This is a genomic window from Candidatus Competibacteraceae bacterium, assembly GCA_016713505.1.
In the GTDB taxonomy this organism is placed as follows: Bacteria; Pseudomonadota; Gammaproteobacteria; order Competibacterales; family Competibacteraceae; genus Competibacter_A.
On record JADJPA010000001.1, the window covers coordinates 159,361 to 173,534 of the forward strand.

12 protein-coding genes and 1 pseudogene are annotated in these 14,174 nt (G+C 59.6%); 11 read left to right on the plus strand and 2 right to left on the minus strand.

What is annotated here, in order from left to right; all coding sequences use genetic code 11:
* Positions 1-102: 102 nt before the first annotated feature.
* Positions 103-1,737, minus strand: a complete 1,635-nt coding sequence (locus IPK09_00930; GenBank protein ID MBK7982176.1) for a DUF4445 domain-containing protein — start codon at positions 1,735-1,737, stop codon at positions 103-105.
* Between the two features lie 388 nt (positions 1,738-2,125).
* Between IPK09_00930 and IPK09_00935 the strand changes: the two genes are divergently transcribed.
* Together IPK09_00935 and IPK09_00940 are read left to right on the plus strand one after the other, a co-directional pair.
* The gene (locus tag IPK09_00935) at positions 2,126-3,106 is read left to right on the plus strand and encodes an NADPH:quinone oxidoreductase family protein (protein ID MBK7982177.1); all 981 of its coding nucleotides are present in this window, start codon (positions 2,126-2,128) and stop codon (positions 3,104-3,106) included.
* Between the two features lie 3 nt (positions 3,107-3,109).
* Complete coding sequence (locus IPK09_00940) at positions 3,110-3,583, plus strand: hypothetical protein (GenBank protein MBK7982178.1); 474 nt, start codon at positions 3,110-3,112, stop codon at positions 3,581-3,583.
* On the opposite strand, the gene IPK09_00945 is transcribed toward IPK09_00940, so the two are convergent.
* Entirely contained in the window at positions 3,555-4,478 is a 924-nt protein-coding gene (locus IPK09_00945) for a Crp/Fnr family transcriptional regulator (GenBank protein MBK7982179.1), read from the minus strand. The two genes, IPK09_00940 and IPK09_00945, sit on opposite strands and share 29 nt — an antisense overlap.
* Between IPK09_00945 and IPK09_00950 the strand changes: the two genes are divergently transcribed.
* From IPK09_00950 to IPK09_00990, 9 genes and pseudogenes are all read left to right on the plus strand, one after another.
* Entirely contained in the window at positions 4,477-6,213 is a 1,737-nt protein-coding gene (locus IPK09_00950; GenBank protein MBK7982180.1) for a nitrite reductase, read from the plus strand. The genes IPK09_00945 and IPK09_00950 overlap by 2 nt on opposite strands.
* Before the next feature lie 18 nt (positions 6,214-6,231).
* Complete coding sequence (locus IPK09_00955; protein ID MBK7982181.1) at positions 6,232-6,543, plus strand: c-type cytochrome; 312 nt, start codon at positions 6,232-6,234, stop codon at positions 6,541-6,543.
* Positions 6,544-6,777: 234 nt separating this feature from the next.
* The gene (locus IPK09_00960; GenBank protein MBK7982182.1) at positions 6,778-7,077 is read left to right on the plus strand and encodes a cytochrome c; all 300 of its coding nucleotides are present in this window, start codon (positions 6,778-6,780) and stop codon (positions 7,075-7,077) included.
* Positions 7,074-8,264 carry a protein nirF gene (locus IPK09_00965; protein MBK7982183.1) on the plus strand — a complete coding sequence of 397 codons (1,191 nt, stop codon included), beginning with the start codon at positions 7,074-7,076 and terminating at the stop codon, positions 8,262-8,264. The genes IPK09_00960 and IPK09_00965 overlap by 4 nt, the downstream gene beginning before the upstream one ends.
* Positions 8,265-8,273: 9 nt before the next feature.
* Complete coding sequence (locus IPK09_00970) at positions 8,274-9,314, plus strand: Lrp/AsnC family transcriptional regulator (protein ID MBK7982184.1); 1,041 nt, start codon at positions 8,274-8,276, stop codon at positions 9,312-9,314.
* Positions 9,311-10,294 (plus strand): Lrp/AsnC family transcriptional regulator, encoded by a 984-nt coding sequence (locus IPK09_00975; protein ID MBK7982185.1) that lies wholly within the window; start codon positions 9,311-9,313, stop codon positions 10,292-10,294. The genes IPK09_00970 and IPK09_00975 overlap by 4 nt, the downstream gene beginning before the upstream one ends.
* Before the next feature lie 12 nt (positions 10,295-10,306).
* Positions 10,307-11,509 (plus strand): heme d1 biosynthesis radical SAM protein NirJ, encoded by a 1,203-nt coding sequence (gene nirJ / locus IPK09_00980; GenBank protein ID MBK7982186.1) that lies wholly within the window; start codon positions 10,307-10,309, stop codon positions 11,507-11,509.
* Positions 11,506-12,874: pseudogene (locus tag IPK09_00985) on the plus strand (c-type cytochrome). Before nirJ ends, IPK09_00985 begins: the two are co-directional and overlap by 4 nt.
* On the plus strand, positions 12,870-14,039 hold the full coding sequence (locus IPK09_00990) for an NnrS family protein (GenBank protein MBK7982187.1): 1,170 nt from the start codon (positions 12,870-12,872) through the stop codon (positions 14,037-14,039). Before IPK09_00985 ends, IPK09_00990 begins: the two are co-directional and overlap by 5 nt.
* Positions 14,040-14,174: the final 135 nt, after the last annotated feature.

The window sequence follows — 14,174 nt, forward strand, 5'->3', positions numbered from 1 at the left end:
GGGTTTTATTTCAAGTAAATTTTGTTAATTTAGAACTTATTTTTTACACTAGTACTATTTTAATGATATTTGTGTCGCGCGGCTCCGAACGCGCGAGTCCCTTCATCGGGTCGGTTCGGTCAGGGCCTTTGCGCCGGTGGTCGGGGTCAGGGCGATAGGGCGCAAGCGCAGGTGCTCGATATAACGGTCCTCATAATCCGGCAGCAGGGAAAGATTGATCATTTTGGTTTTGGACGTTAATGCGTCAAAACATCGGGCACCGTCAGACGACAGCAGGGCCTGTTCGCAACCGGCCAGGGCAGCCTCGGCATGTAGCTCGATCGAGCCGGGAGAGACGGCCGGTAGGAGGCCGATGGCTTGGGCATGTTCGAGACGCAGGGTGCGGCCGAAAGCGCCGCAGATGCATAGACGGCGCAGATCCTTCCAAGTCATGCCGGCCTGAATCAACAGTTGGCTCATGGCGGCCGCTGTAGCGGCCTTGGCGCGTTGAAACACATCGATATCGCTGCTGGTAATGGCGGTATTCGGGTGGTTGGGATCGAGCGGATAGCCGTCCGATCCGGGCGGAGTGGCAAAGCGCCCGGAAGGCTTCAATTGGCCGTCGGCGAGCAGGACGGCGATGGCGTCGATCAGTCCCGACCCGCAGAAACCCTGCGGTGCGCCACCACCGATAGTCCGCCATCGGTAGTGGTTGTCGACCGAACAGACGCTGTCGATGGCTCCGGGTTCGGCGGCCATGCCGCGACGGATGCCGGACCCTTCAAAGGCGGGGCCGCCGGCGACCGAGGTGACATGTAGAGTCGCGCCGTCCCACAGCGCGATTTCGGTATTGGTGCCGATATCCAACAACAGCGCGCCAGCGGGACCTTCGGTCAAACCGGTGGCCAGCAAATCCGCCACCAGATCGGAGCCGATGAAGCCGGCCACCGGATCGGGCATCACCAGTTCGGCGCACGGTAGCGCCTCTTTTGCCCGCCAGAAGGTGGCATCGTGCGGCCGGCAGTCGATGGCCCCTTGCCAGTGGGCGGGATCGAGTAGGGTATCGGCGCCGCGCCCGGTCAATAAAGCCAGCATGGCGGTGTTGCCGACGATGAAAATTTGGCCGATTTCAGCCAACATGGTTTTTACTTCGCCGATATCGCGAGCCAGGATGTCGCGCACCGCTCGCAGGATGGCGGTTCGAACCCGCTTGGCCAGTTCCGCCGCGTGTGCGGAGTTGGCGCGAGCCGCTTCCAGGCGGTTGAGGATGTCGGCGCCGTAAACGCCTTGTGGGTTCGGGCCGCGACGGGTGGCGATGCGGCGCCCGGACCGTCGGTCCAAGAGGGAGACCCGGATTTGAGTGGTGCCCAGATCGACCGCCACGCCGAGGGTATGAGCGCGTAAATCAGGCAGACCATGAGCGATCGGTTGGAGATTTTCCGGTGGAATGCTCTTCCAGGGTGAGGGGGGCGCAGGCCGGTCGAGACGGATTTCGGTATCGCCTTTGAGCCGGACCTGACAGCCCAGCCGTGCGCCCGCCGCGCGTTCGTCGGAACTGAGTTTCATATACTCGGCAACTGTCGGCGCTGAGACTTCGCCTCCGACCAGACGTATCACGCAAGCTCCGCAGACACCTGTGCCGCCGCAGGCGGCGCGCACTCGCAAAGTGGTGATATCGAGGGCTTCGCGCACCGACAGACCATTCGCTACTTCGAAGCAGTGCTTGCCCAGCCTGGAGTGGACCACTAAGAGAGTCATAATTTTGAGATCGTTTATTTAAATTTTGACCTTATTATTAACCATTTATCAATGGAATTTTAGCCTTAAAAGCCAAATTTAAAATACAGTAGTATCTAATAATAGAATTAAGCAAAATATGTGCCATTATATTGATGTCTAGGTTTTGTTAATTTTTTAAAGTTTTTTTTGAATAAGGGAAGGTTTTCAAGAGTAGAGGATCGGAGCAAAATAAAAGCGCCAAAAGCTTGACGCGCGGCAGAAGCGGCTGGTTTTCTTCAGGAATTTGTTAACCGACTAAAAAATATAAAAATAATGAAAATTTTCTCGCTTTTTAGAGAGAGGTTTACCGATCGATGTTAAGGAAATGGGTTGTTGAGAAGCGATCCCTGCATGAAGAACCTCGCGGATGAAAGCCATCGTGTGCCGCGAGTTGAGCGGGCCCGCCGCGTTGCGATTGGAAACGGTGGCGCCGCCGAGTTTGGGTCCGGGCCAAGTGCGAGTGCGGGTGCGGGCCTGCGGGGTCAATTTCGCCGATAGTCTGATCACGCGCGGGCAGTATCAAATGCAGCCGGAGCCGCCGTTCAGTCCGGGTTTCGAGGTGGCGGGCGAGGTGCTGGAAGCGGGCGAGGGCGTCACCCAGTTCGCGGTTGGCGAACGGGTCATCGCCATCACCCCGCGGGGTGGTTACGCCGAGCAGGTGGTGGCGGCGGTCAACCGTTGTGTGGCGATGCCCGCCGCCATGTCCTACGAGCACGGCGCGGCGTTTCCGGTGGTGTTCGGCACCTCTCATATCGCGTTGTGGCATCGGGCACGGTTGCAGGCGGGTGAAACGCTGGTGGTGCACGGCGCGTCCGGCGGGGTCGGATTGACGGCAGTGGTCATCGGCAAACAATTGGGTGCGACGGTCATCGCCACCGCCAGCAGCCCGGAAAAACTGCAAGTCGCCCGCCAGCATGGCGCGGATGGTCTGATCGATACCAGCCATGAAGATATTCGCCTGCGAGTCAAGGAGCTGACTGGCGGACGCGGGGCTGATGTGGTCTACGATCCGGTCGGCGGCGAGCTGTTCGACGCCTCCCTGCGCAGCATCGCCTTCGAGGGCCGCATTCTGGTGATCGGCTTTGCCGGTGGCGCGGTCCCGCAAATCCCCGCCAACCACTTACTGGTCAAGAACGTGGATGTGCTCGGGCTCAACTGGCCGGCTTATGCGGAACTCAATCCAACAGTGATGACCGAGAGCTTTCGAATTTTGTTGCAATGGTATCTGGCCGGTGCGATTCAACCTTACGTATCCGCGGTGTATCCGCTGGAACGGGCGGTCGATGCGCTGAATCAGGTGATTTCCCGCAAATCCACCGGCAAGGTGGTGATTGCGGTGGGTGACTGAGAAATGGCGGTTGAATTGACGATCCACCATTTGGGCCGCCTGACTCAAGCCATCGTGCCAGGCGGCACCGCGCAATTGAAAAGCTTGCGCAACGCCCTGCTGTTGAAGAATTTCGTCATTTGCGCCGAGAGCGAAAATGGCCTGGAGCTGCGGCGGCGGGCCTATTTGCTGCAAGATGACTGGCCGATGCGGGTGATCGTGCGCCGCGATGGCGACCGGTTCGACATCCGCTACTTTCTATTCATTCCTTGGGGTTGGATCATCGCCTTGATATTTTTATCGCTCATCGTCTTGCCGTTCGCGGGTATTCCACGGGCCGAACTGGCGCTGGGGTTGGCGGCCATAGTCGCCGCACTGGCGATTTACAAGCAGAAATTCGATTGCCGGCCCAACGCTAAATACTGGCAGCAAAAAACCCGCCAGCGCTGGCACCAGATCATGGAGCAGCTCATTCGAGAGGCGTTTGTTCGCCGTTGAGCGGCGCTCGGGCATTTTTGACGCACGGCGTCAGCGGAGCGCGGTCAAAGCGGCTCAGCCGGGTTATGTCGGGTACGGTAATCCGCTTGCTTTTGACCGCGATCAAGCCGGCTTCGCTCAAGCTGTGCAGGATGCGCGAAAACGTCTCCGGCGTCAGATTCAGCCGCGAGGCGATAATTTGTTTGCTGGCGGGCAGTTCAAAGGTGGTATGGCCTTTGGTCGGCCGATCCGCCAATTGGAGCAGAAAACCGATCACGCGCTGGGCGGAGGAATGCAGTGAATAATCCTCCACATCCTGGATCAGCCCATGCAAGCGCATACTCAGCCCGGCCAACATCCGACGGGCAAAGGCGCTGTCATGATCGATCGCCGTGAAAATGCCTCTTTTGGCAATGTACAGCAGATGGGAATCTTCCAGCGCTTGGGTAAAGACCGGGCAAGGTTTTTCCATGAACATGACCGCCTCGCCGAAACTTCCGCTGGGGCCGACGATGGAGACCACCTTTTCCTGGCCGTGGGGTGAAGAGAAAGCCAACTTGATCTGGCCTTCGACCACCACATAAAAGCCGTCCAGCAGGTCGCCCTTCTGAAACAGAATCTGCCCTTTGCCGAGCCTGACTTCACGCGTTTCCGCCGCCAAGCGGGTAATTTCGTTGTCCTGTAACTGCTGAAACAGCGGTAAGTTGGCCAGTAGCTTGGTGATATTGAGTTGCTTGCTCACGGATTTTCCAATTTCTCTTTTCGGTTCGATACCCTCGTATTGCCCTACATTATTTGAAGGTATTAGCGAAAGCTTGATGTAAATCAAGGCATGGCACCTGTGATTGTCGTACTTAAACGGTATGCAAACAACAACCGTTGCGGCCCCTACGAGGGCGCCTAGGAAGCGAACCATGCCAAAAATTCAAAGAACGCTAAAACACGCTGTCGTTGCGCTGGCTACCTTACCATTCGCCATCAGTCTGGCGCTGGCGGACGATTCAGCCGCCAAGAAGGGCGTCACCGAGGCCGAGGTCAAGTATCAAGCCGGCGGCTCGCCGCTGGCCAACGAGCCGATGCATCAGAACATCGATCCCAAGGCCCCGCCGATGACCGAAGCCGAGTTCGTCAAGGCCCGGCAGATTTATTTCGAGCGCTGCGCCGGCTGTCACGGGGTGTTGCGCAAGGGTGCGACCGGCAAGCCGTTGACCCCGGATATCACCCTGGCCAAGGGCACCGAATACCTTAAGGTGTTCATCGCTTACGGTTCGCCGGCGGGGATGCCGAACTGGCAAACCTCGGGCGACATGACGCCGGAGCAAGTCGATTTGATGGCCCGCTACGTCCAACAGGAGCCGCCCATGCCCCCGGAGTTTGGCATGAAGGAAATGAAGGCGACCTGGAAAGTGTTGGTGCCGCCGGAGAAGCGGCCCACCAAAAAGATGAACAACTACAATATCGAGAATCTGTTCTCGACCACGCTGCGCGACAGCGGCGAAGTGGCGCTGGTGGACGGCGACACCAAGCAAATCATCAACATCGTCAAGACCGGCTACGCGGTCCATATTTCGCGGATGTCGGCTTCCGGCCGCTATCTGTTCGTCATCGGCCGCGACGCCAAGATCAATCTGATCGATTTATGGATGGAAAAACCGGATAACGTCGCCGAGATCAAGGTCGGACTGGAGGCGCGCTCGGTCGACACCTCCAAGGCCAAGGGTTTCGAGGACAAATACGCCATCGCCGGCTCCTACTGGCCGCCGCAGTTTGTGCTGATGAACGGCGATACCCTGGAGCCTTTGAAGATCGTCTCGACGCGGGGCATGACCGTCGACACCCAGGAATACCATCCGGAGCCGCGCGTGGCTTCCATCGTGGCCGCCCACGACAAGCCGGAATTCGTGGTCAACGTCAAGGAGACCGGCAAGATTCTGCTGGTCAATTACAGCGATCTCGACAACCTCGGCATCACCGAAATCAACGCCGCCCGCTTCTTGCACGACGGCGGTTGGGACGCCAGCAAGCGCTATTTCATGGTGGCGGCCAATCAATCCAACAAGATCGCGGTGGTGGACACCCAGGATGGCAAGCTGGAAACGTTGGTGGATGTCGGCAAAATCCCGCATCCTGGCCGCGGCGCGAATTTCGTCCACCCCAAGTTCGGCCCGGTGTGGGCGACCAGCCATCTGGGCGATGAATCAGTTTCGCTGATCGGCACCGATCCCGACCAGCATCAGGCGCAAGCCTGGAAAGTGGTGCAGACCCTGAAAGGCCAAGGCGGCGGCTCGCTGTTCATCAAGACCCATCCCAAGTCGAAAAATCTGTATATCGACACCGCTTTAAATCCGGACGCCAAGATCAGTCAATCGGTGGCGGTGTTCGACCTCCAGAATTTGGATAAGCCCTATCAAGTATTGCCCATCGCCGAATGGGCCGGGCTGGGCGACGGGGCCAAGCGGGTGGTGCAGCCGGAGTTTAACAAGGCCGGCGATGAGGTCTGGTTCTCGGTCTGGAGCGCCAAGGACAAGGAATCCGCCTTGGTGGTGGTGGACGACAAAACCTTGAAGCTCAAAACGGTGATTAAAGACCCGAAGCTGATCACGCCGACCGGCAAGTTCAACGTTTATAACACCCAGCATGACGTTTATTGAGCGTCTGGAGAACGGATGATGAAAATCACTTATGTAAGCGCCATCGCTCTGGCGTTGCTGGTCGCGCCCGCCGCGCGGGCGAGCGATGAATTGGCCAAGAAGCACAATTGTTTGGCCTGCCACCAAGTCGATAAAAAAGTGATCGGCCCGTCCTATCAAGAGGTCGCGGCTAAATATAAAGGTCAAGCCGACGCGGCGACTTTGCTGGCCGACAAGATCAAGAAAGGCGGCGTTGGGGTGTGGGGGCAAATTCCGATGCCGCCCAACGCGGCGGTTCCCGATGACGATCTCAAGGCCCTGGTCGCTTGGGTCATGGGAATGGCGAAATAAGGGTTTGATTGCGGCCATCGCTCGCGGCCAACGGCGGCCGGACGATCAAGCATGAATGACCCGTCCGCCGCGAGGGACAGATCAGCAAACAACATGAAGCGGCATCGAGCGGTTTTTACTCCTCCGTGGTGGTGGATCTCCAAGAGGGCTTCTCCCGGTACGAAGCGGGGGCGGAGGAATCTTTTTTCGTGCAAAGCGCTCGGCCTTGGATCGGCCGCGCTGCTTTTAAGTGGCATGGCCGGCGGCTCGCTGGCGGAAGACGCAGCCTCGCTCGCCCCACAACGCGCCCGCGAGCTGATCCGCATGGTGCGCCAGGATTGCGGTTCCTGTCACGGCTTGACCCTGCGCGGCGGCCTGGGACCGGCGCTGCTGCCAGGGAACTTGCGCGATAAGCCGCCCGCTAGTTTGAAGTACACTATCTTGCTCGGTCGGCCTGGCACCGCCATGCCGCCGTGGCATCCCTTCATGACCGAGGCCGAAGCCGACTGGATCGTCGCGCAACTGCTGCGCGGTTTCCCGGAGGAAGCGAAATGAGCGGCTGGAAAACCGTCCGATTGTTGCTCTGGCTGTTACTGGCCTGGCCCTTGCTGGCGTGGAACGCCGAGCCAGTGTTGCGCGGCACCGGCGCTCTCGGCGTCATCGCCGAGCGCGGATCAGGCCGTATCCTGATCGTCGACACCAGCAGCAACAGCATTATCAACCGGGTGGACGGGTTAGGCGATTTGTCACACGCCTCGGTGGTGTTCTCGCGCGATCAGCGTTACGCCTACGTGTTCGGGCGCGACGGCGGCTTGAGCAAGGTCGATATTCTGCGCGGGACGCTGGACAAACGCATCGTGCAAGGCGGCAACAGCATCGGCGGGGCGATTTCCCAAAACGGCCGTCTGGTCGCGGTCGCCAACTACGAGCCGGGCGGCCTTAAAGTCTTTGCCGCCAACACGTTAGAGCCGGTCGCTGATATTCCCGCCGCCTATGGCGAGGACGGCAAACTGTCGAAAGTCGTCGGCATCGCCGATCTGCCGGGCGACCGCTTCATCTATTCACTGTTCGACGCCGATCAAATCTGGATCGCCGATGTGCGCGATCCCAAAGCGCCCAAAGTCGAGAAATTCAGCAACATCGGCAAATCGCCCTATGACGGACTGGTGACGCCGGACGGTCGTTATTATCTGGCTGGGCTGTTCGGCGAGGACGGCATCGCGCTGCTGGACACCTGGCAGCCACAACAGGGTGTCCGGCGCATCCTCGCCGGCTACGGTCAGGGCGAGCAGAAGCTGCCCGTTTATAAAATGCCGCATTTGCGCGGCTGGGCGGTGGCCGGACGGCAGGTGTATCTGCCCGCCATCGGCCGCCATGAAGTCTTGGTCGCGGATACCCAGACCTGGAAGGAAACGGCAAAAATCGCGGTGCGTGGCCAGCCGGTGTTCGTGGTCGCCCGGCCCGACGGGCGGCAGGTGTGGGTCAATTTCGCTTTTCCCGACAACGGCTTCGTGCAGGTCATCGACACGCTCGCCGGCCAGATCGTCCAGACGCTGGAGCCGGGCAAAGCGGTGTTGCATCTGGAATTCACCCCGCGCGGCGAGGCGGTGTGGATTTCGGCGCGGGACGATAACAAGATCGTGGTCTACGACACCGCCAGTTTCGCCAAACTGGCGGAGCTGCCGGCGGAAAGCCCCAGCGGCATTTTCCTCACCGCCCGCGCCCACCGCATCGGGTTTTGAGCGGTCGCGATGGACGCCGCCGATCTCGACTTGCTCAACCGGTTTCAGCGCGATTTCCCGCTGGTCAGCCGGCCGTTTCGGCGCATCGCCAGCGTGTTGGGTCGGACGGAAAATGAGGTGCTGGCCGCGCTCCGGCGCTTGTGGGACGCGGGCAAGATCAGTCGGATCGGCGCGGTGATCGCCGCTCGCAGGCTCGGCGCGAGCACGCTGGCGGCGCTGGCGGTTGCGCCGGAGCGGCTGGAGACCGTCGCCGGCTGGATCAACGACTATCCGGAAGTCAATCACAACTACCAGCGCGAACACCCGTTCAACCTTTGGTTCGTGTTGACCGCCGCATCGAGCGCGCGCTTGCGAGCGGTATTGACCGACATCGAGCGAAAAACCGGCTTGCCGGTGCTCGATTTGCCGTTGCTGGAGCACTTCCACATCGATTTGGGTTTCGATCTACGCCAAGGCGGCCGAAAACCGCCAGTCTCGCCAGCGGCGGCGACCGAACCACTCGCGGCCATCGAGTTGAGCGACGCCGAGCGGCGCTTGCTGGCGGCGCTGCAACCGGGCCTGCCGTTGGTCAGCCGCCCTTACGATATGCTGGCGCGGCAGTCCGGTTGGTCCGAGCGCGAGGTGTTGGAGCAAACCAGAAACTGGTTGGAGCGGGGCGTGATCAAGCGACTGGGCGTCATCGTCCGCCATCGGGAACTCGGTTATCGCGCCAACGCGATGGTGGTTTGGGATATTCCCGATGCGGAGGTGAGCGCGGTCGGTCGGGCGCTGGCGGGCCAAGCGGGCGTCAATCTTTGCTACCGTCGCCCCCGGCGCTTGCCGGATTGGCCCTACAACTTGTTTTGCATGATGCACGGCCGCGAGCGCGGTGAAGTGTTGGAACGGATCGAGCGCCTGCGCGCCCAGCATCAGTTAGACCATTATCCGCATGGCGTATTGTTCAGCACCCGCTGCTTCCGCCAGCGGGGCGCGCATTACCTGCCGACCGCTCCACTTTCCGAAAAAGGGGAGAACCCACAGGCGGTCAGCCGCTTTGAGGCGGTGGCGTGAACGAACTGAAACGCCGTTTGATCGACGGATGGCAGGGCGGTTTTCCGCTGGTCGAGCGGCCTTTCGCGGTCGTGGCCGAACGATTGGGCACCGACGAAGGCGCGGTGTTGCGGGCGCTGCGGGAGTTGCTGGCGGATGGCGCGCTGACCCGCTTCGGGCCTTTGTATCAGATCGAACGGCTGGGCGGCGCGTTTTCGCTGGCGGCGCTGCAAGCGCCGGAAGCTGATTTCGAGCAGATCACCGCCCTCGTCAACGCCTTCCCGGAAGTCGCCCATAACTACCGGCGCGATCACGCTTTGAATATGTGGTTCGTGCTGGCGACGGAAACGCCGGCTAAAATGGGGGATGCGGTGGGGCGAATCTCTAAAGCAACCGGCTTGCCGGTGTTTGATTTCCCCAAGGAGCGGGAATACTTCATCGAAGCGCGGTTTGGAGTCGGAGCCAGCGGCGTCAACCGCTCTAAGCCGGCGGCCGGTGTGAGCGGAAAAACGGCGCTGTCGCGGCAACGGTTAGCGGAATGGCGGCCGTTGGTGCTCGCCACTCAAGCCGGGTTGCCGTTGACCCTAAAGCCCTATCACGCGCTGGCGGCTCGATTGAACCGCGATGCGGCGACGGTGATGGCTGGCTTGCAAACCTTGTTGGACGCCGGTGCGATCCGGCGCATCGGCGTGGTGCCGAATCATTACCGGATCGGGTACGCCGCCAACGGCATGACCGTGTGGGATGTGGCCGATGACCTCGTGGACGATTTGGGCGAGCAGGTCGGCACATTGGAGTTTGTGACCCATTGCTATCGCCGTCCACGCCACCAGCCGAACTGGCCTTACAACCTGTTTGCGATGGCGCACGGGGCCAGCCGCGAGGAAGTGGCCACAAAAGCCGACCGCATCGCCGCCGTGCTGGGCGATGCCTGCCGCGCCCGCGCCATCCTCTACAGCACCCAAATTCTCAAGAAAACCGGCCTGCGCCTGCACGGTTGAAGGAGAGGCAGCATGTTCCGCATCACCCCATTTATGCAGGAAATCGCCCGACCGACGCCGCTGGGGTCGAAGCGCAACCCACCCGGCCCGGTGGTGATCTGGAATCTGGCGCGGCGCTGCAATCTGGCTTGCAAGCATTGCTATTCCATCTCCGCCGACACCGATTTTCCCGGCGAGTTGAGCACCGAGGAAATCTTCGCCGTCATGGACGATTTGAAGGCGTTCCGCGTACCCGTGCTGATTCTATCCGGTGGCGAACCGCTGTTACGGCCTGATATTTTCACCATCGCCCAGCGCGCCAAGGACAAAGGCTTTTATGTGGCCTTGTCCAGCAACGGCACGCTGATCGACCAGAGCAACATCGACCGCATCGCCGAAATCGGGTTCGATTATGTCGGCGTCAGCCTGGACGGCATCGGTGATACCCATGACCGTTTTCGTCGGCAGGCGGGCGCGTTCGCCGCATCAATACACGGCATCCGCTTATGCCAGGAACGCGGCGTCAAGGTCGGCATTCGCTACACCATGACCGAGGACAACGCTCACGACTTGCCGCGTCTGTTGGAGTTGCTGGAAAGCGAACAGCTCGATAAATTTTATTTTTCCCATCTCAACTACGCCGGACGCGGCAATCGCAACCGTAAGGATGACGCACATCATCAAACGACGCGGCGGGCGATGGAGTTGTTATTCGAGATCTGCTGGCGCTCGGCGCAAGCGGGTAAAAGTCGAGAGTTTGTCACCGGCAACAACGACGCCGATGGCGTCTATCTGCTGCTGTGGGTGCGGCGGCGTTTCCCGGAGATGGAAGCCCACATTCGCGCCAAGCTGGCGCAATGGGGCGGCAATGCCTCTGGCGTCAACGTCGCCAACATCGATAACCTCGGCAACGTCCATCCCGATACCATGTGGTGGCATCACACGCTCGGCAACGTCCGCGAGCGGCCGTTTTCCCACATCTGGCCGGATACTTCCGATCCACTGATGGCCGGGTTGAAAGCCAGCCCGCGCCCGGTCAAGGGTCGCTGTGGCCAATGCCAGTATTTCGATATCTGCGGCGGCAACACCCGCGTCCGCGCCCAGCAATTGACCGGCGACCCGTGGGCCGAAGACCCCGCCTGTTATCTCGATGACGAGGAAATTGGCGTCGCGTCCGGCGGCGAACGGCTGACCGTCACCCCTTATCACATGCCGCGCCAGAGAGTCGTTTCATGAAAAAAGTCTTGCTGTTTGCTGGCTCAATCACCCTAAGCGCCGCCAGCGCCGCGCCTGACCCCGCGCCGCTTTATCAACACCATTGCGTGGCCTGTCACGGTGTGGATCGGCTGGGCGGCTTAGGGCCGGCGCTGCTGCCGCAAAATCTGGAGCGGTTGAAGAAACCGGAAGCCCTGGCGGTCATCACCGCCGGACGTGAAGCCACGCAAATGCAGGGTTTCAAGGACAAGTTGAAGCCGGAAGAAATCCAGGCGCTGGCGGATTTCATCTACACACCGCCCGCCGTAACGCCGCAGTGGGGCGAGGCCGAAATTCGAGCGTCTCGCTACGAAGCGGTCAAACCGGGTAGCCTGCCGGACAAGCCGGTATTCAAGGCTGATCCGCTCAATCTGTTCGTGGTGGTGGAAGCGGGCGACCATCACGTCACGATTTTGGACGGCGATAAATTCGAGCCGATTCACCGTTTTCCTAGCCGCTTCGCCCTGCACGGCGGGCCGAAATTCACCCCGGACGGCCGCTACGTCTTCTTTGCTTCGCGCGACGGCTGGATCGGCAAATTCGATATTTACAACCTGAAGGTCGTGACGGAAATCCGCGCTGGCATCAATACTCGCAACATCGCGGTGTCCAGCGACGGCCAATGGGTGATGGCGGCCAACTATCTGCCGCAAACTCTGGTACTGTTGAAAGCGGCCGATTTAAGTCTGGAACGGATCATTCCGGTGGTGAACGAGGCGCGCAAAGGGTCGCGGGTGTCGGCGGTGTACGACGCCGCCCCGCGCAAGAGCTTCGTCGCCGCGCTCAAGGACATCCCCGAACTGTGGGAGTTGAGCTACGACCCCAAAGCCGAACCGGTATTCAAGGGTTACGTCCACGATTACAAGATGGGCGAAGCGGTCGCTTTGCCGGGGCAATGGACGCCACGGGTGACCAAGCTCGACGCCATCCTCGACGATTTCTTTTTCAGTCAGGACTACGCTTACGTGCTCGGCGCGGCCCGACCCGCCGACGGCGGCGACAAATCGATTCCCGGTGGCCAGGTGGTCAATCTCGATGTGCGCCGCAAAATCGCCGATTTGCCGCTGACCGGGATGCCGCATCTCGGTTCCGGCATCTCATGGACGTATCAAGGTCGGCCGGTGATGGCGACGCCCAATCTCAAGGATGGGGTGGTCAGCGTCATCCCATACCGAATTCACCCGCGACGGCAAATATGCGCTGGTGTCGATCTGGGAAGACGACGGCGCGCTGGTGGTGTACGACGCGGCGAGTTTGAAAGAGGTCAAGCGGCTGCCGATGCGTAAACCGGTCGGCAAATACAACGTCTACAACAAAATCACTCGTTCCGAGGGCACCAGCCATTAACCCGCAATCTGCAATCTGGAATCTGGGATTCCGGCCGTTTTTTCTGGGCGCGGCGATTTTTGCCGTCGTGTCGATGTTGCTCTGGATGGGCGTTTATCTCTGGCAATGGCCGTTGTCGATAACCGGCATCTCGATTTTTCAATGGCACGCCCATGAAATGATCTATGGCTTTGCGGTCGCTGTCATCGCCGGTTTTTTGCTGACAGCGGTCAAGAACTGGACGGGCGTGCAAACGCTGCACGGCGTGGGTCTGTTGGCGCTGTTTGGGTTATGGGTGGCAGCGCGGGTACTGTGGTTATTCGGCACGCCACTGCTGTTTGGAGCGGGATTTTTTGATCTGCTGTTCATGTTGGGCCTGATCGCCGCCATTGTTGAGCCCATCAGGAAGGCCAAGCAGTGGCAGCAATCGGGAATCATCGCGATTCTCGTATTATTGCTGCTGGGGAATGGGCTGTTTTATCTTGGCGCGACGGGTCTGGTGGAAAGTGGCGTATTCATCAGCCTGCGCGGCGGACTGTTTTTAATCGTCGGACTGGTGCTGTTCATGGGTCGGCGGGTCATTCCGTTTTTCATTGAAGCCGGTGTTGGCTATCCGATAAAAGTCAGAAATTCCCAGCAGTTGGATCTGGCGATTATCTTCTTATACAGCCTGTTCCTGATAGTGGAGGCCGGCCTTGGTAACGAATGGCTGGTCGCGCTGCTTGCTCTGGCGCTATTGATTACCAATTGCGTTCGGCTGGTGGGTTGGTATACACCGGGTATTTGGAAAAAGCCGCTGCTGTGGAGTCTGTTTATCGCCTTCGCCGCCATTAACTTCGGCTTTTTACTGATGGCTTTGACGCCGGTGCTGAATCTGCCGGCGTTGGTCGTGCTCCATGCCTTTAGCGTCGGCGGTATCGGTGTGATGATTCTCAGCATGATGGCCCGCGTCACCTTGGGCCACACCGGCCGGAACGTCCAAAAACCGCCTCAAACCGTACCGCTTGCCTTGATGGTTCTGATTGCCGGTGCGGTGGTGCGGGTTATCGTGCCCTTGTTGGTCAGCACACACTACCTCATGTGGGTGGCGATCTCGCAACTGTTGTGGATCGCGGCGTTTTTAATCTTCCTCATCAGTTACTTACCCATGCTGGTCAAGCCGAGAGTTGACGGCCAGTTTGGCTGATTTACCGTGATTGATCGGTTGGCGAACCCGACATGAAGCTCGCTTGGGTTTTTACATCGGGGAACGCTCCCTAGAACAAGTATTCTTCGACCACGGCAATGCGGCATTATAAAAACCTCTATGGGGGACAATATT

Excerpts from the sequence above, each read along its gene's own strand:
- IPK09_00945 (MBK7982179.1), bottom strand. The coding sequence starts at position 4,478 with ATGGTTCGCTTCCTAGGCGCCCTCGTAGGGGCCGCAACGGTTGTTGTT.
- IPK09_00970 (MBK7982184.1), top strand. The coding sequence starts at position 8,274 with ATGGACGCCGCCGATCTCGACTTGCTCAACCGGTTTCAGCGCGATTTC.
- IPK09_00965 (MBK7982183.1), top strand. The coding sequence starts at position 7,074 with ATGAGCGGCTGGAAAACCGTCCGATTGTTGCTCTGGCTGTTACTGGCC.
- IPK09_00930 (MBK7982176.1), bottom strand. The coding sequence starts at position 1,737 with ATGACTCTCTTAGTGGTCCACTCCAGGCTGGGCAAGCACTGCTTCGAA.
- IPK09_00935 (MBK7982177.1), top strand. The coding sequence starts at position 2,126 with ATGAAAGCCATCGTGTGCCGCGAGTTGAGCGGGCCCGCCGCGTTGCGA.
- IPK09_00960 (MBK7982182.1), top strand. The coding sequence starts at position 6,778 with ATGGCCGGCGGCTCGCTGGCGGAAGACGCAGCCTCGCTCGCCCCACAA.
- IPK09_00940 (MBK7982178.1), top strand. The coding sequence starts at position 3,110 with ATGGCGGTTGAATTGACGATCCACCATTTGGGCCGCCTGACTCAAGCC.
- IPK09_00950 (MBK7982180.1), top strand. The coding sequence starts at position 4,477 with ATGCCAAAAATTCAAAGAACGCTAAAACACGCTGTCGTTGCGCTGGCT.
- nirJ (MBK7982186.1), top strand. The coding sequence starts at position 10,307 with ATGTTCCGCATCACCCCATTTATGCAGGAAATCGCCCGACCGACGCCG.
- IPK09_00955 (MBK7982181.1), top strand. The coding sequence starts at position 6,232 with ATGAAAATCACTTATGTAAGCGCCATCGCTCTGGCGTTGCTGGTCGCG.